This is a genomic window from Microbispora sp. H10949 (genome assembly GCF_014161435.1).
Lineage (GTDB): Bacteria > Actinomycetota > Actinomycetes > Streptosporangiales > Streptosporangiaceae > Microbispora > Microbispora triticiradicis.
The window spans coordinates 503,441-524,235 of the sequence record NZ_JABBWZ010000001.1; the positions used below are offsets into that span (position 1 = coordinate 503,441).

Annotated in this window: 16 protein-coding genes, 1 tRNA gene and 2 pseudogenes; 7 read left to right on the forward strand and 12 right to left on the reverse strand. The window is 70.9% G+C overall.

Annotation, left to right across the window (positions count from 1 at the left end; translation table 11 throughout):
* Positions 1-32: 32 nt before the first annotated feature.
* The 5 genes and pseudogenes from HHX40_RS02270 to HHX40_RS38085 form a co-directional block, all read right to left on the reverse strand.
* Positions 33-1,238: an acetate kinase gene (locus HHX40_RS02270; protein ID WP_310737908.1), complete on the reverse strand. Its 1,206-nt coding sequence runs from the start codon at positions 1,236-1,238 to the stop codon at positions 33-35.
* Between the two features lie 25 nt (positions 1,239-1,263).
* A complete protein-coding gene (pta, locus tag HHX40_RS02275; RefSeq protein ID WP_182879216.1) occupies positions 1,264-3,321 on the reverse strand; it encodes a phosphate acetyltransferase in 2,058 nt (685 codons plus the stop codon).
* Positions 3,322-3,830: 509 nt separating this feature from the next.
* Positions 3,831-4,115 (reverse strand): hypothetical protein, encoded by a 285-nt coding sequence (locus HHX40_RS02280; protein ID WP_182879217.1) that lies wholly within the window; start codon positions 4,113-4,115, stop codon positions 3,831-3,833.
* 101 nt (positions 4,116-4,216) lie between these two features.
* The gene (locus HHX40_RS02285; protein WP_220498537.1) at positions 4,217-4,996 is read right to left on the reverse strand and encodes a phosphotransferase; all 780 of its coding nucleotides are present in this window, start codon (positions 4,994-4,996) and stop codon (positions 4,217-4,219) included.
* A gap of 130 nt (positions 4,997-5,126) precedes the next feature.
* Positions 5,127-5,414: pseudogene (locus tag HHX40_RS38085) on the reverse strand (cellulose binding domain-containing protein); the annotation flags it as partial.
* Between HHX40_RS38085 and HHX40_RS38090 the strand changes: the two are divergent.
* Both HHX40_RS38090 and HHX40_RS02295 read left to right on the forward strand, forming a co-directional pair.
* Positions 5,368-5,619 (forward strand): hypothetical protein, encoded by a 252-nt coding sequence (locus tag HHX40_RS38090; protein ID WP_396787657.1) that lies wholly within the window; start codon positions 5,368-5,370, stop codon positions 5,617-5,619. The pseudogene HHX40_RS38085 and the gene HHX40_RS38090 sit on opposite strands and share 47 nt — an antisense overlap.
* A gap of 2,470 nt (positions 5,620-8,089) precedes the next feature.
* Positions 8,090-8,914 (forward strand): patatin-like phospholipase family protein, encoded by an 825-nt coding sequence (locus tag HHX40_RS02295; protein ID WP_182879219.1) that lies wholly within the window; start codon positions 8,090-8,092, stop codon positions 8,912-8,914.
* A gap of 57 nt (positions 8,915-8,971) precedes the next feature.
* On the opposite strand, the gene HHX40_RS02300 is transcribed toward HHX40_RS02295, so the two are convergent.
* On the reverse strand, positions 8,972-9,169 hold the full coding sequence (locus HHX40_RS02300; protein WP_111700017.1) for a DUF2795 domain-containing protein: 198 nt from the start codon (positions 9,167-9,169) through the stop codon (positions 8,972-8,974).
* 186 nt (positions 9,170-9,355) lie between these two features.
* Here HHX40_RS02300 and HHX40_RS02305 point away from each other — a divergent pair, with 186 nt between their 5' ends.
* Entirely contained in the window at positions 9,356-11,029 is a 1,674-nt protein-coding gene (locus HHX40_RS02305) for a sodium:solute symporter family protein (protein ID WP_310737909.1), read from the forward strand.
* A gap of 9 nt (positions 11,030-11,038) precedes the next feature.
* Positions 11,039-11,290 (forward strand): hypothetical protein, encoded by a 252-nt coding sequence (locus tag HHX40_RS02310; protein WP_111700015.1) that lies wholly within the window; start codon positions 11,039-11,041, stop codon positions 11,288-11,290.
* Positions 11,291-11,378: 88 nt separating this feature from the next.
* On the opposite strand, the gene HHX40_RS02315 is transcribed toward HHX40_RS02310, so the two are convergent.
* Positions 11,379-12,422, reverse strand: a complete 1,044-nt coding sequence (locus HHX40_RS02315; protein WP_182879220.1) for a substrate-binding domain-containing protein — start codon at positions 12,420-12,422, stop codon at positions 11,379-11,381.
* A 230-nt stretch (positions 12,423-12,652) separates the two neighbouring features.
* On the opposite strand from HHX40_RS02315, the gene HHX40_RS02320 reads away from it, so the two are divergent.
* From HHX40_RS02320 to HHX40_RS02330, 3 genes are all read left to right on the forward strand, one after another.
* Positions 12,653-12,729, forward strand: a tRNA-Ile gene (locus HHX40_RS02320).
* Between the two features lie 1,364 nt (positions 12,730-14,093).
* Positions 14,094-15,692: an AAA family ATPase gene (locus HHX40_RS02325; RefSeq protein WP_396787658.1), complete on the forward strand. Its 1,599-nt coding sequence runs from the start codon at positions 14,094-14,096 to the stop codon at positions 15,690-15,692.
* 194 nt (positions 15,693-15,886) lie between these two features.
* Positions 15,887-16,048: a hypothetical protein gene (locus tag HHX40_RS02330; protein WP_259403249.1), complete on the forward strand. Its 162-nt coding sequence runs from the start codon at positions 15,887-15,889 to the stop codon at positions 16,046-16,048.
* Here HHX40_RS02330 and HHX40_RS36190 read toward each other — a convergent pair.
* From HHX40_RS36190 to HHX40_RS02350, 5 genes and pseudogenes are all read right to left on the reverse strand, one after another.
* Positions 16,021-16,176: pseudogene (locus HHX40_RS36190) on the reverse strand (LLM class flavin-dependent oxidoreductase); the annotation flags it as partial. The gene HHX40_RS02330 and the pseudogene HHX40_RS36190 sit on opposite strands and share 28 nt — an antisense overlap.
* Positions 16,177-16,302: 126 nt before the next feature.
* Entirely contained in the window at positions 16,303-17,058 is a 756-nt protein-coding gene (locus HHX40_RS02335; protein WP_182879221.1) for a DUF427 domain-containing protein, read from the reverse strand.
* A gap of 1 nt (position 17,059) precedes the next feature.
* Positions 17,060-18,085, reverse strand: a complete 1,026-nt coding sequence (locus HHX40_RS02340) for an isopenicillin N synthase family oxygenase (protein ID WP_182879222.1) — start codon at positions 18,083-18,085, stop codon at positions 17,060-17,062.
* Positions 18,082-18,753 (reverse strand): alpha/beta hydrolase, encoded by a 672-nt coding sequence (locus HHX40_RS02345; RefSeq protein WP_182879223.1) that lies wholly within the window; start codon positions 18,751-18,753, stop codon positions 18,082-18,084. Before HHX40_RS02345 ends, HHX40_RS02340 begins: the two co-directional genes overlap by 4 nt.
* A gap of 22 nt (positions 18,754-18,775) precedes the next feature.
* Positions 18,776-20,746, reverse strand: a complete 1,971-nt coding sequence (locus tag HHX40_RS02350) for an ABC transporter ATP-binding protein (RefSeq protein WP_182879224.1) — start codon at positions 20,744-20,746, stop codon at positions 18,776-18,778.
* Positions 20,747-20,795 lie beyond the last annotated feature (49 nt).

Below are 20,795 nucleotides of genomic sequence, written 5' to 3' on the forward strand. Positions count from 1 at the left end.
GCCAGCCGGGCCCTTGGCCACGGTCACCGACGTCACCCCTCTTCGAGGCAGGCCGCGGTCTGCTCGGCGATCTCCAGTTCCTCGTTGGTCGGCACCACCAGCACCGTCACCTCGGCGCCCTCCGGAGAGATCACCCTGGCCTCCGCCGACTCGGCGGCGTTGCGGGCGGGATCGACCTCGATGCCGAGCCGCGTGAGACCGGCCGTCGCCAGCGCGCGGACCCGCGCGCTGTTCTCCCCCACGCCGCCGGTGAACACGACCGCGTCGACGTGGCCGAGCGCCGCGTAGTAGGCGCCGACGTAGGCGCGCACCCGGTAGCCGTACACGTCGAGCGCGAGCCGGGCGTCCTCGTCGCCCGCGTCGGCCAGCCGCCAGACCTCCCGCATGTCGTTGGCGCCGCACATGCCGAGCAGGCCGCTCTCCTTGTTCAGCGCCGTGTCGACGTCGCCGAGCCCCATCCCCGCGACCCGGGCGAGGTAGGCGGGCAGCGCCGGGTCCACGTCGCCGGATCTGGTGCCCATCACCAGGCCGGCGAGGGGGGTGATGCCCATCGACGTGTCCACGCTCCGCCCGCCCCGCACGGCCGTCGCGCTCGCGCCGTTGCCGAGGTGCAGCACGATCGAGTTCACCTCGCCGTACGGCCGTCCCAGCAGGGCCGCCGCCCGGCGCGAGACGTACGCGGTGGAGGTGCCGTGGAAGCCGTAGCGGCGCACGCCGAGCTTGCGGGTCCACTCGCGGGGCACCGCGTAGGTGTGGGCGTGTGGCGGGATCGTCCCGTGGAAGGCCGTGTCGAACACGGCGACGTGGGGCAGCCCGGGGAAGGCCCGCCGGGCGACCCGGATGCCCTCCAGGTTGGCCGGGTTGTGCAGCGGTGCCAGCGGCGCGATCTCCTCGATGGCCCGCTCGACCGCGTCGTCGATCAGGACGGGCGTGACGAACCGGCTGCCGCCGTGGACGACCCGGTGCCCGAGCGCGGTCACCCCGTCGAGCGACGGCCCGTGCTCGGCGAACGCCGCGAGCACGGCCTTCAGGCCCTCCTCGTGGTCGGCCACCCTGCGCTCGACCCGCACGCCGTCGTGGACGAGCGCGCTCTCGTCCTCGCCGATGCGCTCGACGAGCCCGCCGGCCACACCGGTGCGGGTCGCCATGTCGATCAGGCGGTACTTGATGGACGACGACCCCGTGTTGAGGACCAGGACCTGCCCGCCCACGCCGTCTCCCCGCGCCTGCGCGCTCACCGCTTCTCCTCCCGCGCCCGCGCGCTCACGGCGCCTCCTCCCGCACCTGGGCCTGGATGGCCGTGATCGCGACGGTGTTGACGATGTCGCCGACCGTCGCCCCGCGCGACAGGTCGTTGACCGGCTTGCGCAGACCCTGCAGCACCGGGCCGATCGCGACCGCGCCGGCGCTGCGCTGCACGGCCTTGTAGAGGTTGTTGCCCGTGTTGAGATCGGGCACCACGAACACCGTCGCCCGCCCGGCCACCTGACTGTCCGGCATCTTGGTGCGCGCCACGCTGGGCTCGGCCGCCGCGTCGTATTGGATCGGCCCCTCCACCGGCAGGTCCTGCCGCAGCGCGCGGACCCGCTCCGTCGCCTCCCGCACCTTGTCCACCTCGGGCCCGGCCCCGGACTCGCCGGTCGAGTACGACAGCATGGCCACGCGCGGATCGACCCCGAACCGGGCGGCGGTGGCGGCCGAGGAGATCGCGATGTCGGCGAGCTGGGCGGCCGTCGGATCGGGCACGACGGCGCAGTCGCCGTACACGAGCACCCGGTCGGCGAGGCACATGAAGAAGACGCTGGAGACGACGCCGACGCCCGGCGACGTCTTGATGATCTCGAACGACGGCCGGATCGTGTGCGCCGTGGTGTGGGCGGCGCCCGAGACCATGCCGTCGGCCAGCCCGAGGTGGACCATCATCGTGCCGAAGTAGGACACGTCGGTCACGATGTCGCGGGACTGCCCGAGGGTGATGCCCTTGTGCGCGCGCAGCCGGGCGTACTCCTCGGCGAACAGCTCGCGCAGCTCGGGGTCGAACGGGCTCACCACCCGGGCGCCGTCGACGGCCAGGCCCATCGTGTTCGCCGCCAGCCGGATCTCCCGCTCGTCGCCCAGCAGGGTCAGCTCGGCGACACCCCGGCGCAGCAGGCTGTCGGCCGCGCGCAGGATGCGCGGCTCGGCGCCCTCCGGCAGCACGATGTGCCTGCGGTCGGCGCGGGCCCGGTCCAGCAGGTCGTACTCGAACATCAGCGGGGTGATCGCGGCGGCCTTGGTGACCCGCAGGCTGCGCAGCAGGGCCGCGGCGTCGACGTGCTCGGCGAACACCCCGAGCGCCGTGTCGATCTTGCCGGGGGCGTCGGGGCTGAACCGCCCCTCGGCCTTCGACAGCTTCGTCGCGGTCTCGAACGTGCCGCCCGGGGTCGTGATGATCGGCAGCCGGATGTCCATGCCCTTCAGCAGGCGGACGACCGCGTCGGGCAGTTCGAGGCCGCCGTTCAGGATGATCGCCGACAGGGCGGGGAACGTGCGCGACTTGTGCGCGGCCAGCAGGCCCGGCACCAGCGCGGCGGCCCGGTCGGCCGGGACGACGACCGCGAGGCCCTCGGTGAGGCGCTCCAGGATGTTCGGCAGCGACATCGCGCCGATCATCAGGCCGCCCGTCTCCCGGCCCAGCTGGGCGGCGTCGCCCAGGTACAGCTCGCCGTCGCATGCGGCCATCAGGTCGCTGACCGTCGGGGCGGACAGCCGCCGCACCTCCGGCAGCACGTACGCGGGGACCCGGGCGGCGACCTCGTCCACCAGGGCGGGCGCCACCCTCGTGACGACCGTGGCCAGCTCGGTGGCGTGCCGCTCGGCGAGCTCCTTGCGCGACATCTCGACCGCCGTGGCGATCTCGTCGGGCGTGCGGTCGAGACCGGTGACCACGTTCATCACCGGCGTGCCGAGGTTCGCGGCGAGCTGGGCGTTGAACGTGAACTCGGTGGGCGCGCCCACGTCCGTGTAGTCCGTGCCGATCACCACGACCGCGTCGCACCGCCCGGCCAGCGCCCGGTAGCGGGCCAGGATCTCCCCGGCCGCGCGGTCCTCGTCGGCGTGCACGTCCTCGTAGGTGACGCCCGTGCACATGTCGTAGGACAGGCCGATCGCGAAGCGGCTCCGCGCGGTGTTGACCAGGCTGTCCTCGCGGCCCGCCCGGACCACCGGCCGGAACACGCCCACCGTGCCGACCTGGCGGGTCAGGAGCTCGATCATGCCGAGGGCGATCGTGCCCTTGTTGCTCCTCGCGTCGCCGGCCGCGACGTAAACCCCGATCGCCATCGCGCAGTCACCCCTGTGTCCGGCCACCCCTGCCTCCGGGCGGCCCGACGGCCCGCCCAGGCAAATCTACGCGACCGGCCGTACGGGCGCGGCACCCGAACGGCACATCCGTACCCCCTCTTCCCAACGGCCTCGGGAGTTCCACCTCCCCCGAGGCGTCCTCCCGTCGTGGCCTCCGGGAACAAGCCCCGGACCTCCACTTTCAGGGCCGGTCGTAGATCGAATGATCGCCAACACGGCGCCAGACCAGGAGGGGTTCGCCGTCGTCAGCGGTGCCGAACTCGAAGGTCGCTCTGCCGTCTGGAGAGGCGAAGTTCCATGTCATCGAATAGACACGCGTGTCCGTGAGCTTGTGAACATGTAGCCGAGAAGGCCAGGGGACGCGGCCTGTGTGTGCCCACTGCTCGATGGCCGGAAGGAAATGCTTGAAGACGGCTTCTCTGAAAAGCGCGTACTGCTCGGGGGAAGCCGGGCCACGTCCCGGAGAAACACAGCCGTACGCTCGAATCTCACAGGAGATCTTCTGCGCGGACCGCGTCTATCTCAGCGAAAAGGTCGTCCATCGTGGCGAAGGAGCGGGTCCGGCCCTCACGGATCTCTTCGTCGGCTTCGGCCTCCGCCGACTGCCATCCGGACGTCCAGTACCAAACTTCGTCCGAGGGCACGATGGCGGCAACACGGCGACCCTGGTCCGTCAGGTAGGCGATGGCGTGCCGCTGTGCGGCAGCGTTGATCACGTCGGGCAGATGGCCGTCGGCCTCGTTCAACGGCACCTCGAACGCGTTCTCGCTCATGTCGCGAGTGTAGGTCGTGGTCTGTGCGGGGGTCACGGGCCCCATAGTAACGTGTCGAGCACAGAGCGTGACACGCGTCTTCGCCGGTGTCCTGGGTCTGTTCAGACCGGGAGGCGGGCGAGGAGGCCGTCCAGCCCACTACGGACGGTGTCCGGGTCGCCGATGCCGAGACCGTGCGTGACCTCGTGCCATGGCCCGAGCCGGTGCCACAGCAGTGCTCGTTCGACGACCTCGGCGGCGACGTCGTACTCCGCCGCCACGGCCCTGGAGAAGACCGGAGGGGCACCGTTGAGCGCCCACGCCAGGTCGAGCGCCGCGTCGCCGACGTGCGCGTCGCTGAAGTCGATGACACCGCTCACCACGCCGTCCCGCGCGAGCACATGTCCGGGCCCGAGATCGCCGTGGACCAGAGCGGTGGCGGGCAGCGTGGCCACGGCGTCCAGTACCAACCGGGCGGCGCCTCGCCGGTCCCCCGGCAGGAGCGGTACGACACGCGTGCCGAAGTCCTCGACCATGACCGCCCGCTCCCGCAGTGCTTCTCTCGCGGGCGGGGCACCACGCCGCACGGCCTCCACGGGATCGGTCGCGTGCAGTGCGCGCAGGAACGCGCCCAGGGCGCGGCCGCCGACGGCGTCGAAGGTCCCGAGCGGCTCACCGACGATCACCTCATGCCGCACGACCAGGGGCTCCCGCCGCAGGACGTGGGGTAACGGAACGGGCAACGGTAACCGCGGCGCGAGCCACGGCATCAGGCGGGTCTCCATGAGCAGTCGCCCGGCCACCTCCGGCCTCCTGGGGCGGCGCTCCACCCACCGCTCTCCGACCAGCCGCGCCTGGCTGTCCCACCCCGTCCCGCCCCACTCCCCCGACAGTCCCCGCACCACGCCAGTAGATCAGCTCTGCCATGGCGCGCCCCACCCCTTTCCGGCCCCGAGGCCCTTGGCCGGAGCCGCCACGCGAAAGGACGGCCGTACGGGCGGGTGTCGCCCGTACGGCCGTCGTCGCGTTATCTCAGGAGGCGGTGCAGGTCAGCGTGGCCGGGACCGCGTTGGTGTTGTTCCAGCTCGCCTGGAAGCCGAACACCGCGGACGCCCCGGGGCTGAGCGAGCCGTTGTAGTTCACGTTGGTGACCGTGACGTTCGCCCCGGACTGGCTCACCGTGCCGTTCCAGAGCTGGCTGATCGTCTGCCCGTTCGCGAAGGCCCACTTCACGGTCCAGCCGCTGGTCGCCACGGTGCCGGTGTTCTTCACCGTGACCTCGCCCTGGAAGCCACCCGGCCACTGGTTGGCCACCTTGTACGTCGCCGAGCACGACTTGCCGCCCGACGGGGTCGCCGAGGGCGACTGGCTGGGCGAGGCGGACGGGGACGCACTCGGAGACGGGCTCGGGGACGGGCTGGGCGAGGGCGACGGAGACGGCGAGGGAGACGGAGACGGCGACGCGGACGGGGAGGCCGAGGGAGACGCCGACGGGGACTGCGGGGTGCCGTTCCGGTCGCCGTAGATGACGCCCCGGCCGTTGGTGCCGAGGTAGACCCGGCCGTAGATCCGGGGATCGCCGGTCAGGGCCTCGCCCATGTTGCCGTACTGGTGCTGGTCGTCGTTGATGCGCACCCAGCTCGCGCCGGTGTCGTCGGACCGGAACAGGCCGTCGACCCCGTCGACGGCGCCGGCCAGGTAGAGCGCCTGGTACGACTTGCCGGGCGCCGCCTTGCCGAAACCGACGTTGATCGAGTCGCTGACGTTCGAGAGCTTGGTGAACGAGGCGCCCGAGTTGGTGGAGTGCCACAGGCCGCCGTCCCCGGCCAGCCAGATGTCGCCCTCCTTGCCGGGCAGCGCCTTGAAGTGGACGTCGGTCGTCGGCAGGCCGGTGGCCGCGGTGGCGCTGAAGCTCGCGCCGCCGTTGGTGCTCACGTAGAACTTGCCGCCGGAGTAGGCGTAGAACTTCTGCGCGTTCACCCGGTCGGACTCGACGATCGCGTTGGCCGGGACGCCGGTGGAGGCGCTCCAGCTGTTGCCGTAACCGACGGAGTAGACGACCTGGATGCCGGGGTCGGCCGGCGACCACACGAAGCGGCTGCCGTCCGCCGCCGCGGCGACCGTGCCGCCGTTGTTGACGCCGCCCGGCTCGGTGCCCTGGAACCAGTTGGCCCCGCCGTCGGTGGAGAAGGCGACGTGGCTGTCGTTCGGCCGGTCGGAGTCGGTGAAGTTGCCGGCCCGCACCATCACGCTCGGGTTGGTCTCCGCGTAGTCGAGCGAGGTGGTCGAGGTGAAGACGGGCTGGGTGAACATCATGGACGGCACGGCGTCGAGGTTGGTGTGCCGGAAGCCGCCGATGTCGCCGAGCGCGCTGATCAGCGGGGCGCCGGTCGGCGGGCTGATCAGGTCGAGTACGGCGGTCTCCTCCAGGCCCTTCACCATCGGCTTGAGCGTGAACTGGCCGCCGGAGTCCCACTTGGTGAGGTCGGTCGTGCCGTAGATCGTCGCGCCGGTGCCGTACATCATCCGGTCGGAGTTGAACGGGTCGATCTCGACCGACTCGTTCATCCAGCCGAGCTTTGGCGTGACCTCCGGAGGCTGCGGGTTGGTCCCGAAGGTCAGCCACGGCGCGGACGAGATGTCCATCTTGTAGCGGAAGCTGCGGTTGGGGTACGACGTCCAGTCCCAGATGCGGGTCCAGGTCGCGCCGCTGTCGGTGCTCCGCCAGAAGATCGCGTCGGGCCACCAGGAGACCTGCGTGGCCACCATGATGGTCTTCGGGTTCTGCCGGTCGATGGTCAGGCCGCTGTAGCCGAAGTAGTCGTCGCCGCTGCTGGACGGGATCGGGCTGATCTGGGTCCAGGCGCCGGTGGCGGTGGCGTAGCGCCACACGTCGCCCTTGCCCCCGTCGTACGGGCCGCCGGTGTCGCTGGTGGCGATGTAGAGGTAGCCGTTGGCGGTGTCGAGCACGCCCTTGTGGGCGATGTAGCCGGTCGGCTGCCCGGCGACCCGCTCCCACGAGGTGCCGCCGTTGGTGGTCCGGTAGACCGTGTTGCTCTTGTCGGCCACGCCGACGTAGATGGTCTGGGTGGCGTTGCCCGAGGTGCCGGTCCGCTTGTCGAAGGTCACCCAGACGACGCCCTGGTTGTCACCGTTGTACGCGTCTCCGGGGCTGGCGACGTAGTTGCCGACGTTGGGGAAGTTGGTCACCTTGGCCCAGGTGGCACCGGAGTCGGTGCTGCGCCAGAGGCCGTTGCCGCTGGGCGCGCCGAAGTACAGGACGCTGTTCTTGTTCGGGTCCACCGCGAGGCGCTCGCCCATGCCGCGTCCGGGCATGTTGCCGCCCAGCTTGAACGGCAGCGGGCTGACCTGCCAGGAGGCGCCCTTGTTCGACGAGCGGATGATCGCGCCGTTGTTGGGGTCCCAGCTGTTGGTGTACATGCCGACGGCGGCGTACACCTTGTTGGCGTCCACCGGGTCGGGGGTGATGCTGACGACCCCGTTGTAGCCCCAGTTCGACTGGCCGACCCAGTCGAGCAGCGGCGTCCAGGTCTGGCTGGACTGCTCCCACCGGTACGCGCCGCCGATGTCGGTGCGGGCGTAGATGAGGTCCTTCTGGACCGGGCTGAACACGATGCCGGGAACGAAGCCGCCCCCGGCGATCTGCACGTTCTTGAACGTGTACGGATCGGCGGCGACGGCCGACACCGGCGCCATCCTGATCACGGCCGTGACCAGCGCCATGGCGGCGATCACGAGCAGGGATGCGAGTCTTCGCATGGACGGTTTTCCCTCCGGGGGGCATGGACAACCGGCCATGCACGATCAGTCGGGGACCCTGACCGTCCTTCTCCTCCGTGCATGGAAATCTGAACGAGAGAGTCACACATCGGCCGAAGCGCCGTCAATAGTTTGGCGTCCAGACAAAATCTAAACCGGTTTCACCAGGGGGGCCGCTTCCTGTTCCCTCCCGGAGGTAGAACATAATTCCGGTCATGACTACAGCTCTCGTACTGGGCGGCGGAGGTGTCGCCGGGATCGCCTGGGAGGCGGGGATCGTGACCGGCCTGCGCCGCCTCGGCGTGGACCTGGGGACGGCGGACCGCATCGTCGGCACCTCGGCGGGGTCGGTCGTCGGCACGCTGGTGGCCACCGAAGCCGACCTGGAGGAGGCGATCGCCCACCAGGCCGAGGTGGACACCGGACCGCCGCCCGCCGTCGACATGGACGCCATCATGCAGGCGTTCGCCGTCATGTCCGACCCCGCGCTGGACCGCCGCGAGGCCCGGCGCCGGGTCGGGCAGATGGCCCTGGCGGCCCGGGTCGACCACCAGGCGGAGCGGCTCGCGGCCGTGGGCGAGCGGCTCCCGGTCAAGGAGTGGCCGGACCGCGACCTGCGCGTCACCGCCGTGGACGCCGCGACGGGCGAGTTCGTCGTGTGGGACCGGTCGGCCGGCGCGCCGCTGGTGCTCGCGGTCGCGTCGAGCTGCGCGGTGCCGATGGTCTTCCCGCCGGTGGAGATCGGCGGCAGGCACTACGTGGACGGCGGGGTCCGCTCCGCGACCAACGCCGACCTGGCCGGCGGAGCGCGGACGATCGTCGTGCTGGAGCCCCTCGGTCACCTGACCCCCAGGGCGGTGCTCGACGCCGAGTTGCTGAAGGCCGGCGCGGACGCCGCGTACACGGTGCATCCCGACGGGGCGTCGCGGGAGGTGTTCGGCGCCGACGTGCTCGACCCGCGGCTGTGGGGGCCCGCCTTCCGGGCGGGGCTCGACCAGGCGGCGGCCGTCGCCGCCCCGCTCGCCGGCATCTGGGCCTGACCCGGCTGAGGGCGGCGGCGGAACCGCGTCCGCGCGCCGCCCCCGCCCGGCCTCGGGTCATCCGGCCTCGCTGACCGCCTTGCTCACCGCGTTGGGGCCGTCGTACTCCCGGTCCGGGATGCGCTCCAGCGCGTTCAGGACGGTGTCGTCGGCGCCCTGGTCGCGGGCCGTATTGATCAGGTCCGACTTCCCGGCCGGGTAGTCCACGCCCTTCAGGTGCTTCTGCAACTGGATCGGGTTCGGGGCGTCGGCCATGACCTGTCTCCCTTCGTCCGTGTCCTCTCACCTGCTCGCCTACCCGCTCGTCCGCCCGGCCACGCGGGACGCCGCGGCGGACGCCCGAAACCGGCTTTACCGGGCCCTCACCTGCGGTTTTGTCACGATTGGGTATACACGAGCCCACTTTGTGAGACGGGGAGGCGTGAGGGTAGCTGGCGTTGCGTGCCTGATGCCCAATTGCTGGCCGCACAGGATCTGCGGCTCGACGTCAACCTCCTGGACTACGTGATCCTCGCCCTGTACTTCCTCGTGGTACTGGGAATCGGCTTCGCCGCGAGGCGGGCCGTACGGACGAGCCTGGACTTCTTCCTCTCGGGCCGCGCGCTTCCCGCCTGGATCACCGGCCTCGCCTTCATGTCCGCCAACCTCGGCGCCACCGAGATCCTCGGCATGGCCGCCAACGGCGCGCAGTACGGCCTGATGACCGTGCACTACTACTGGATCGGCGCGGTCCCCGCGATGGTGTTCCTCGGCGTCGTGATGATGCCGTTCTACTACCGGTCGAAGGTGCACAGCGTCCCCGAGTTCATGCGCCGCCGCTTCAACGGCGCGACCCAGCTGCTGAACGCCTCGACGTTCGCCCTCGCGCAGATCCTCATCGCCGGGATCAACCTGTACGCGCTCGGGCTCGTCATGGACGCCCTGCTCGGCTGGCCGCTGTGGCTGTCCATCATCGTGTCGGCGGCGATCGTGCTCGCGTACATCACGCTCGGCGGCCTGTCCTCGGCGATCTACAACGAGGTCATGCAGTTCTTCGTGATCGTCGCGGCGCTCGTGCCGATCGTGGTGATCGGCCTGACCCGGGTCGGCGGCTTCTCCGGCCTCGGCGAGAAGGTCAAGCAGGGCGTCCTCGGCGAGGGCGGCCTGCACACCTGGGCGCAGACCGGCGGCACCGACAACCCGATGAGCGCCAACTGGATCGGCCTGGTCCTCGGCCTCGGGTTCGTGCTGTCCTTCGGCTACTGGACCACCAACTTCGCCGAGGTCCAGCGCGCGCTGTCGGCCCGCAACACCAACGCGGCCCGGCTCACCCCCATCGTCGCGGCGTACCCGAAGCTCGTGATCCCGATCGTGACCGTGATCCCGGGCCTCGTCGCGGTGGTGCTGTTCGGCAACCTGGGCAAGGACGGCGGGCCGACGTACAACGAGGCGATCCCGCTGCTGATGAACGAGTTCCTGCCGAACGGCGTGCTCGGCATCGCCGTGACCGGCCTGCTCGCGTCGTTCATGGCCGGCGTGGCCGCCAACATCAGCGGCTTCAACACGGTCTTCACGTACGACATCTGGAAGTCGCACGTCAACGGCGGCCACTCCGACGAGTGGTACGTACGGCTCGGCCGGATCGCCACCACCGGCGGCATCGTCGCGGGGATCGGCGCGGCGTTCATCGCGGCGGGCTTCAGCAACATCATGAACTACCTGCAGTCGCTGTTCTCGTTCTTCAACGCCCCGCTGTTCGCGACGTTCATCATCGGCCTGTTCTGGCGGCGGATGACCGCGTGGGCGGGTTTCTGGGGCCTGCTGAGCGGCACCGTCTGCGCCTTCGCGTCGTACATCCTCTACAAGGTGGGCGTGCTCGACTTCGGCACCGAACTCAACGCGAGCTTCTGGGGCGCGGGCATCGCCTTCGTGGTCGACGCGGTCGTCTCGGTCGTGGTCACGCTCGTCACCACCCCCAAGCCGCAGAGCGAGCTGCGCGGGCTCGTCTACGGCCTGAGCGACGCGTCCGTCTCGGACGACGCGCTGGCGGGAGACGCCGCCTGGTACCGCTCCCCCGTGATCCTCGGCGCCGGGGCGGTCGTCCTCGCCGCGGCGTTCTACCTGCCCTTCCTGTAGGAGGTTCCCATGGCCGCCCCGCAACGGCTCTTCGACATCCGCCGCGTGATCGGTGGTCTGTTCCTGCTGTACGGACTGATCCTCACGGTCACCGGCCTGTTCGACGGCGCCCAGGAGATCCAGAAGGCGGAGGGCATCCGCATCAACCTGTGGACGGGCATCGCCATGCTCGTGGTCGGCGGCGCCTTCCTGCTGTGGGAGCGCCTGCGCCCGTCCGACGCCCCCGCGCCGTCCGACGCCTCCTCCGGCGACGAGGAGTGAGGAGGATTCCCTCTCACAGGACACGAGGGCCGCGGTCGTCCCGACCGCGGCCCTCGTCGTATCCGATGACGCGTATCCGATGACGCGGTCAGCGCGGACGGACCACCGCTCCGGCGGCGCCTTCGGGAACGGCGGGACCGACGGCTTCGGGACCGGCGTTCCGGGGTCCGGCCGCGGAGTCCTTCGTGACGACGACGGGAGGCACGAGCACGGCGGGGATCGAGGCCGTGGTGCCGTTGGACACGGTGGCCGTGCCGTACACGGTTCTGCCGCCCGCGACCTCGACGGCGAGTCTCGCCGCGGCGGCGGCCTCGGCGGCGACGTCGGCGCGCACGGTCGCGGTCGAGGCTTGCGTCGGCGCCCGCCGCGGGACGCCCGTCCGCCCGCCCTGCCCGACCAGCGGGACCCCGGCCGCGCCCGCTCGCGCCAGCGCGGCCGCGACCGCCTCCGCCGCGTCGCCCGGGCAGCAGACGCCGGCCACCTTCGCGGGCCCGCCGAGCGCCGCGAGGGCCGCCGCCACCTCGCGCGCCGCGTCACCGGGCCGGGCCAGGTCCCGTTCCCAGGCGATCATCACGCGGCCGTCCAGCACCGCGTGCAGGCTGCGCTTCACTGCCGCCGCGTACGGATCGCCCGGCGGTCCGTTGAGGAGGAGGACGGGCCCGGGGCGCTTCATCGCGCCGAGCAGGGCCAGGGCCTGCATCCGGCCGGACCGCGCCGGGTCGGTCGAGACGTACGCGTCCACCGGCCCGTCGGCGAGCCGGTCGTACGCGACGACCTTCGCCCCGGCCAGCTTCGCCCGCGCCACCCAGGGGGCGGCGGAGCCGGGGTCCACCGCGCCGAGGACCAGCACCCGGACGCCGTCCGCCAGCATCCGCCCGATCTGCCGTCCCTGCCGGGCCCGGTCACCGGCCGCGTTCGCGTACTCGACCCGGCAGCGCGGGCAGCGAGCCGTTAAGGCGCGGGTGAACAGGGCGCGCTCCGGGCCCTCGTGCGGAAGCAACAGGCCGACGGTGAAGCCCTCGCGGATGGTCCCGATGGCGCCGAGCCCCGCTTCCCGCTCCTCCCCTCGCTGTCCGCACGCCGAGACCGACGCCAGGAGAAGCACGCAGACGCCCGCCAGCCGTCTCCCCACCGGGACACCCCCGATCCGTTGCGGAGCCACGTTTCGCAGAGCCGTCGTGTGTGGAGCCTGACCACCTCTCGCATCACATACCCGGACAATGGCCCCATAACTCCCAGACCACCCAGCGGCACCAGCGGACGATCAGCGGAGGCGGTGATTACGCCGTGGGCCGAAGGGCGCCGCTCCCCTCCGAGCCCGCATCCCCTCCTGCCCTAAGTTGTGAGAGACTCCACCATTGCGGGGCGGTAGCTCAGCCGGTCAGAGCATCGGACTCATAATCCGTGGGTCGTGGGTTCAAGTCCCACCCGCCCTACCAAGTACGGCCAGCGATCAGCAGTCCGACCTGCGCGTTCTTCGTTGATCACGCCTGTCCGGACATGCAGTCGACAGCCGCCGGAAGCAGCCGCATGCCACTGGTCGCGGAACATAGGCGGAATGCTCGCGGCCTCGTTTCCCCAGGTTAGCCCGGCGATTCCGGCGCCTCGCGGAACGATTCCGCGCCCATACGCCGAAGGACCCCGAGATCTCTCCCGGGGTCCTGACCAAGGTGTGATCATGGGCGTTGACGCGGTGCTGATGAGAGTGGAGCAACACGGGACCAGCCCGCAGCGAAGGAAACGCTCCCATCGCCGTCGCGCCAGACCCCAAGGATGTCTTCGTGCGTCTCGTCGACCATGCAAGATGTGCGGCGGTTGGCCATCTCGCGTTGCCCCTCGATGCACTTGGCGTAGACCCTGAGCATCACGTCGACGCCGTGCCCGGCCCGCTCCGCGGCTTCCGGTGCGTGGACCCCCGCGTTGAGCCAAAGTGACACAGCCGCGTGGCGCGGGTCGTACAGTCGGGCCGCCAGGGGCGAGGCGACCGCCTCCGGAGGGAACGCATAGCCGCGCCAGGCTCCAGCCCTTCTCGGGGAGACGGCAGTCCTTCTCACGGAGGCCGGCGGCCTCACCCGGGCGCAGGCCGCCGAAGTACATCGCGTCGAACATCGCCATCATCATCGGACCACGTGGTCGGCCGACGCAGATAACGGCGGTCAGCAGTTGCCGCGCCTGGCGAGGGTTGACGACCGAGCGCCGATCGACCTCCCCGCCCGGCTTGGTGCGGGCGCAGCTTCACCCGATGGAGCGGATTTACACCCAGCTCAGCGACTCTGCTGGACTCCCTCCGCGAGGCCGCCGACCTGTCGGGCTGGATCGACGAACTGCTGCCACCGGACTCCGGGCCTGAGGGGCAGGCAGGCACCCGGTTCGGGGGCGCTCAGCGTGTGGTGCCGCCACTGCCCGCGCCGGGTCGTGCTGTTCCCCGCCAGCTCATTCAACATCCTCGCTGACTCACTGCGTCTGGGCGACTTCACCACCGACTAGATCGCCGAACTCTACGACCAATACACGCAAGAGACCGGCCAGGAGTTCACCAAGGACGCCGTGAACCGGGCCTTCGAGCTGACCCAGGGACAACCCTGGCTGGTCAACGCCCTCACCCACGAGATCACTTTGGAGATGGGGGTGAGCGGCGCCATCACCACCGCACAGGTCGACGAGGCCAAGGAACGACTGATCCGGAAGCGCCCCATTCACCTGGACGCTCCTACGTTCGCAATCTGGGTCTCATCCGGGGAAGCGGAGCACCGGAGATCGCCAACTTCGAATCCCCAGCTCAAGATGGTGGCAGAATGTGACCATGCCAGCACCCCCAGCGAAGTTCTTCAACACCACCGGTCCCTGCGACCCGCAGCGCCACTACATGCTGCCCCCCACACCACGGCTTCCCGAAGCGCGGGCACTGATCGAGATGGACCGCTACTTCGTGCTGCACGCACCCCGGCAAACCGGGAAAACCACCATCCTGGACGCCCTGGCCTCCGAACTGACCGCCGAGGGCGACACCGCCGCCCTGTCATTCTCCTGTGAGCGTGCCAAGGCGGCCGGCGACGATGTCGACTGGGCAGAGTCGCTTCTGCTGGATTCCCTCCGCGAGGCCACCGATTTGTCGGGCTGGTCGAAGAAGCTGCTGCCGCCGGGGTCCTGGCCGCAGGTGACACCGGGTAGCCGGTTCGGTGCGGCACTGCGGGAGTGGTGTCAGCGCTGCCCGCGCCGGGTCGTGCTGTTCCTTGACGAGATCGACGCCCTGCAGGGCGACAGCCTGGTCAGCATCCTGAGCCAGCTGCGCGACGGCCACAACAAGCGATCGAAAGGCTATCCGTTCCCCGCGTCGGTGGTGCTGTGCGGGTTGCGCGACCTGCGCGACTACAAGACCGCCTCCGGCGGCGAACCCGACCACTACAACGCGGCCAGCCCGTTCAACATCATCCGCAAATCGCTACGCCTGGGCGACTTCACCACCGATCAGATCGCCGAACTCTACGACCAGCACACGCAGGCGACCGGCCAGGAGTTCACCAAGGACGCCCTCGACCGCGTCTTCGAGCTGACCCAGGGACAACCCTGGCTGGTCAACGCCCTCGCCGATGAGATCATCACCGAGATGGGAGTGACCGGGACAATCACTGTTGAACAGGTGGAGGACGCAAAAGAGCGGCTGATCCGGGCCCGCGCCACCCACCTGGACTCCCTGGCGGCCCGGCTGCACGACCCCCGCGTCAAAAGAGTGATCGAACCCATCGTGGCCGGCACGTCCCCGGGCACGGACATCGCCTTCGACCACGCCGCCTCCTACGTCCACGACCTCGGCCTCATCCGGGGCACCAGAGACCTGGAAATCGCCAACCCCATCTACCGGGAGGTCCTGCTCCGGGTCCTGGGCGACCGCACCGAACGATTCATACGCGCCGACCCGCACAGCTTCGTGCTCCCCGACGGCCGTTTCGACCTGCCCCGCCTGCTGGAAGAGTTCGTGATCTTCTGGCGCGAGCACGGCGAAGTCCTCATCCAGCAGGAGGGCTACCACGAAGCCGCCTGCCAGATCATCCTCATGGCCTTCCTGCACCGCCTCGTCAACGGCGGCGGCCACCTCGACCGCGAGTACGCCGCCGGCACCAAACGCCTCGATGTGCTCGCTCGCTGGCCCTACCACGGTCCCGACGGCCAACGACTCATCCAACGCGAAGCCATGGAACTCAAGGTCTGGCGGCCCGGCACCGACGACCCCCAACCCGAAGGCCTCGCTCAGCTCGACCAATACCTCGACCGCCTCACCCTGCCCACCGGCGTCCTGGTCATCTTCGACCGCCGCCCCCAAGCCCCACCCTGGAAGGAACGAGGCGGTTTCGACCAGGCGACCACACCGTCCGGCCGCCAGGTCACCGTTCTCCACGTGTGACAGGTGTCCGAGTTTTGATCGGAACCGATTCTTCCGCTTGGACGATGTGCTGAGCCCCGGCCTAAGAACTTGATACTCAGCCCATGAATGACCTCGATCGCCTCGAGCGTCTCACCATCATCTCCATTGTGGTTTGATCTCTCGCTGTAGCCGGGCGACGGACGCTGGACCATCTCAGTGACGGGCGCCTGGAGCTGGTCCTCGGCAAGGGTAACGACGAGCAGTCACTCAAGCTCTTCGGCGTACAGCAGGAGGAGCAGTGGGATCGTCTCGCCGCGATCTGCGACAGCAGCACGACGGGCGAGGAGGAGAGGAACGCGGGGTTGTGCCGCTCCCCCACACCGAAGCCGTCATAGCCGATGCCCTCGGCCCACACCGCGAGATCCACGTTGGCGCGAAGCCGATCATGCTCGGTCTCCCCCGGCAGCGACACCGCCGGATCGGTCGACAGGAGGGTACTCGCCAGGAACTTCACGCCCGACATCGCCGCCGTCTCGAGACGACCGCCCGCAGGACGGCGCCACTCGCCCGCCGGGCGCCGGCGATGGGCCCGCGTCCGCAGCGCAGAAGCCTCACAGGTACCCCTTCACGACGATCAGTTATGACTTCCTCATGGGAGATCCGCTGGGCGGCTCGTCAGTCCTGAACTGAAGACGGTGACCGGACGTTCCTGCGCGACGCCGTCGACGATGATGTCCACCGCCTCGTTGTAGAAAGCCACGTGCCCCTCGATCGGCGCGGCGGCGGGGATGGGGTCGGGGTAGGCCCAGGCGACATCGGGCGGAGCGCCGCCGCCCTTGAACGACCAGTAGGAGGCCACCCCCTTGTACGGGCAGCGGGTGTGCGTCTCGGTCTGCTCCAGCAGGTCGAACCGCACGTCACCCGGCGGGATGTAGTACCGGGTCGGCAGGCCTGTCTCGAACAGCAGCACCGGGTTGCGCGTGGCCGCCACCACCTGCCCGCCGATCTCGACGACGACATGCCGGGCGCTGGGGATCGGGTCCACCCGCTTGTACGGGTCGCGCGGGTGCACGAAGATCTCCTCCTCCTCCTCGTACCAGTGGTCGAGCACCACCTCCGGATGCCGGAACCACGCGAACGCGATGTGGTCGGGAAGCTCCGGATACCGCCAGGCGGCGTCGCGCACGATCGCGTCCCCGACCGCGAGGTCGTAGCGGACGCCCGGCGGCTCCCCGGTGTCGCGCAGCAGGTCGGTACGCACGTCACGAGCGGGGAAGGCGTACCCGGGCACCGGCCGGCCCGGCTCCCACACGAGCACTGGGGCGCGGCTGTCCACGACGACGACACCGTCGCGCAGACCGCGCACCCAGCGCTCGCTCGGCTCCCAGCGGAAGTCTCCGGGCATGTCAGGTCTCCGCCAGCTCGGCCACGTACGGGCGGCCCTCCCGCCACGCCGCGACCTGGTCCGGCCGGCCGAACACCTCCAGATACTCCTCGACCTGCCGTTTGGCCTGGTCCCACAGCAGCACGGGCTCGTAGTCGGAGCCTTCCGGGCCGACGAACGGGGCCAGCGGCTCGATCACGGTGTCCAGGCTGGGATGCCAGAACACGCCGGTCGAACGCCTGGTGACCGAGCCGCCCGCGACCACCCGGTGCGTGCCCGCGGACAAGCGGCCGTTCGTCCACTTCGTGAGGATGTGACCGGAGAACACCTGCAGGGCTCCGGGCACGATGGGGACCGGGATCCACTCACCGTCGGGGCCGCGGCCCTGCAGCCCGGCGTAGTCGCCACGCTGGTGCAGCACCGTCAGAGCGGAGCCGTCGGCGTGCTCCAGCAGGAGCAGTTTGTCCAGATCGGTGTCGTCGCCGTCGTCATGGGTCCAGGTCGGGTAGTCGTTGACGACGAAGCTGGTGTAGTAGGGGCGTCCGGAGGTGGGGAAGGTGCTGGCGGGGACGCCGAGCAGGCGCGCGTACAGGGTGAGCACCTTCTCGGCCACACCGACCGAGGCGTCGTGGTAGCGCGCGGCCAGGTTCTTCAGGCCCGGCTCCTGCGGCGGCCAGACGTTGGGGTGGGCGTAGAGCTGCGCGTGCTCGTCGCCGAGCCCGGCCGCCTTCGCCTCCTCGACGCTGCCGAACTGGCCGATGATGAAACGTTCCAGCTCCAGGCGGCCGAAGTCGTCCGGCCACTGCCGCCAGCCGCGGTACGGATGGCCGGTGGGGCTGGCGAGCTTGGCCTTGTCCTCCCGCGGCAGGGCCAGGACGCGGCCGATGGAGTCGTGGAAGCCGTCGATGAGCTCGTCGGGCACTCCGTGGTTGATCACCTGGATGATCCCGATCCGCTCCGCCGCCTCGCGGGCGGCGTCGAGCAGCTCGGGCGGGGCGTCGTCGCTGAGGGCGAGTTCGAGGTCGATGACGGGGATCTGGTCGGTCATGAGGTACTCCTCGTGGTCGAGCCGGTCAGCAGGAGGTCGGCGAGCCGGGCGGCCGTGAGCCCGGCGGCGGTGGGTGGTGATCCGTCTGGCGCGGAGCTGTGTCCCTCCGAGGCGACGAGCCGGGCGGACGGGACCCGTTCGGTCAGCTCGGCCACGGCGGCGTCGCTCAGTCCGTCGCGGACGACGGTGACGGGCGCTCCCCCGGCGGCGAGCCGGGCCAGCCCCTGCCAGAGGTACTCGGCGTCGTCCGAGGGAGCGGGATGCCCGGGCAGGGTTCCGATGAGAATGAGGGCGGGGACGAGGTGCGGGTGCCGGGCGGCCAGCGCGGCGGCGGCGAGCGCGCCGAGCCCGGTCCCGGCCACCGCCTTGGCCTTCGGGGCGAACGATCTGATCGCCTCGGCGATGGGCAGCACCAGCTTGCGGGGCGCGTAGACGGCGGTGTGGCGGCTGGAACGGCCGTGGCCCGGCAGGTCGAGGGCCAGCGCGGGACGGCCGAGCCCCGCCAGCGGGCCGTCCCAGTCGCGGGCGCTGCCGCCGGCGGCGTGCAGCAGCACGACTTCCGGCGGTCCCGGCCCCCAGGCGACGCCGCTCACGTGGTCGCCGGTGGAGACGGTGACCCATCGGCGCTGTACGGGGCCGGGCAGACCGGCGAACTCGTGGTCGGACATGGTGCTTCCTCTCGGACAGCGGTTACGGTGACGTGCTGGTCCCGGCTCGGCGTGGGAGCCTCCCAGGATCGAGGTGACAGCGGACGACGTGCTCTTGTCCGAGGTCGCGCGCCGGTGGGGCGCTCGTGTCGCACAGTCCGTCGATGCGGCTGGGGCAGGTGCCGGCGAACGGGCATCCGGTGCCGCTCACCCGGCCCGGAGGTCCGGGCCGGCGACTGCCGACGAGCAACGCCGTGTAGGGGTGGTGCGGGCCGTGCAGGACCTGCCCGGCAGGCCCCTGCTCGACGATCCGGCCCTGATACATCACCGCGATCCGGTCGGCGAGGTAGCCGACGACGGCCAGGTCGTGCGAGATGAACAGGTACGACGTGCCGGCAGCCCGCTGCCGGTCGTCCAGCAGCCGCAGCACGCCGGCCTGCACGCTGACGTCCAGGGCGGACACGGGCTCGTCGCACACCACCAGGTCGGGTTCGCCGGCGAAGGCCCGGGCGATGGCGACCCGCTGGCGCTGGCCGCCGGACAGGCGGTCGGGACGCGCGTCGAGAATGTGCGCGTCGAGGCCCGCCTCCCCTGCCAGGACCGCCGGGTCTCGCGTGCCGCCGAGGCTCCGGGCCGCCCTGGCCAGGATGGTGCGGACGGTGTGGCTCGGGTTGAGGGAGGCGTAGGGGTTCTGGAAGACCATCTGTACGGCGCGCCGCTGCCCGGGGTCCCGGCGGGTCACCGAGGGGTGGAGGGGACCGCCGTGCAACGTGATCGTCCCCGGTCCGGGCCCTGCGAGCCCGGCGACCGCCCTGGCGAGCGTGGTCTTGCCGCTGCCCGACTCGCCGACCAGCCCGACCACCTCACCCCGCCGGATCACCAGGTCGACGCCGTCCACGGCCACGGTCCTGCCGTACCGGCGCGTCAGTCCCCGGATCTCCAGCAGCGGCCCGCTCTCCGGCACGGCGGGCTCCGTCTCCGCGGACTGCCTCTGCGCGGGCCGCGGTCGCGGCTCCGGCCGCCGGGCCTGGCCCGGGTGGTGGCAGCTCACCCGGTGGAGAGCCACCAGGCCCGAGGCGGCGCGCGGCTCAGGCACATCGGCCGTCGCCGGGACGGCCTCCGACAGTGCCGGGGCGGTGGAGTGACACACGGTGTCGGCCTGGGGGCAGCGTTGGGCGAACGGGCAGCCTGCGAGCTCCTCTCCCGGGACGGGCGGATGGCCGGGGATGGAGGTCAGCGGATGGGTGCGCCGGGTCCGGCCCAGCCGGGGAGTACCGGCCAGCAGCGCCGCCGGATACGGGTGCGCCGGCTCCCGCAGAACCGCCTCGGCCGGTCCCTCCTCAACCAGGCGGCCCGCGTACAGGACGCCGACGCGGTCGCACAGCCGTCCGACGAGATCCAGGTCGTGGCTGATCAGCACCACCGCCGCGGCGAGCTCGACCCGCAGCTCGCCGATCAACTCCAGGATCTCCCGCTCTACCGTCGCGTCCAGCCCCGTCGTCGGCTCGTCGAGGACGAGCAGCCGGGGCCGGGCGGCGAGCGCCGCGGCGATGACCACCCGCTGCTGCTGCCCGCCCGACAACTGGTGCGGATACCGGCGGGCGATCGCGCGAGGATCCGGCAGGCGGACCCGTTCCAGCAGCGCGGGGACCTCCCGGCGGTCGCGGCCGCGCGCCCGCAGTGCCTGGGCGAGTTGCGTGCCCACCCGCATGGTCGGGTCGAGCGAGGCGCTCGCCTCCTGGTGCACGACGGCCAGCGCCGCCGCCCGCCAGCGCCGCAGGCCCGCGGGCGGCAGTCCGAGCACGTCCACGCCGTCCACGCCGATCCGGCCCGAGGTGATCGCCCCGCCACGTGCGACCTGGCCTCCGAGCGCCCGCCCCACGGTCGTCTTGCCGCACCCCGACTCCCCCACGAGCCCGTACGTCTGACCGGGCGCAACCGTGAACGACACCCCGCGCACGGCCGCCTTTCCCCCATAGGCGACGGACAGATCCTCGACCTCAAGCCCGGTCATGAGACCTCCTTCGCCGGCCTCATGACCATGGGGCTGTGGTTGTCGACGA

Bases quoted from the DNA above. Each gene is read 5' to 3' on its own strand.
- HHX40_RS02280 (WP_182879217.1), bottom strand. From the start codon at position 4,115: ATGAGCGAGAACGCGTTCGAGGTGCCGTTGAACGAGGCCGACGGCCAT.
- HHX40_RS02350 (WP_182879224.1), bottom strand. From the start codon at position 20,746: ATGACCGGGCTTGAGGTCGAGGATCTGTCCGTCGCCTATGGGGGAAAG.
- HHX40_RS02295 (WP_182879219.1), top strand. From the start codon at position 8,090: ATGACTACAGCTCTCGTACTGGGCGGCGGAGGTGTCGCCGGGATCGCC.
- HHX40_RS02340 (WP_182879222.1), bottom strand. From the start codon at position 18,085: ATGACCGACCAGATCCCCGTCATCGACCTCGAACTCGCCCTCAGCGAC.
- HHX40_RS02300 (WP_111700017.1), bottom strand. From the start codon at position 9,169: ATGGCCGACGCCCCGAACCCGATCCAGTTGCAGAAGCACCTGAAGGGC.
- pta (WP_182879216.1), bottom strand. From the start codon at position 3,321: ATGGCGATCGGGGTTTACGTCGCGGCCGGCGACGCGAGGAGCAACAAG.
- HHX40_RS02345 (WP_182879223.1), bottom strand. From the start codon at position 18,753: ATGTCCGACCACGAGTTCGCCGGTCTGCCCGGCCCCGTACAGCGCCGA.
- HHX40_RS02325 (WP_396787658.1), top strand. From the start codon at position 14,094: ATGCCAGCACCCCCAGCGAAGTTCTTCAACACCACCGGTCCCTGCGAC.
- HHX40_RS02335 (WP_182879221.1), bottom strand. From the start codon at position 17,058: ATGCCCGGAGACTTCCGCTGGGAGCCGAGCGAGCGCTGGGTGCGCGGT.
- HHX40_RS02310 (WP_111700015.1), top strand. From the start codon at position 11,039: ATGGCCGCCCCGCAACGGCTCTTCGACATCCGCCGCGTGATCGGTGGT.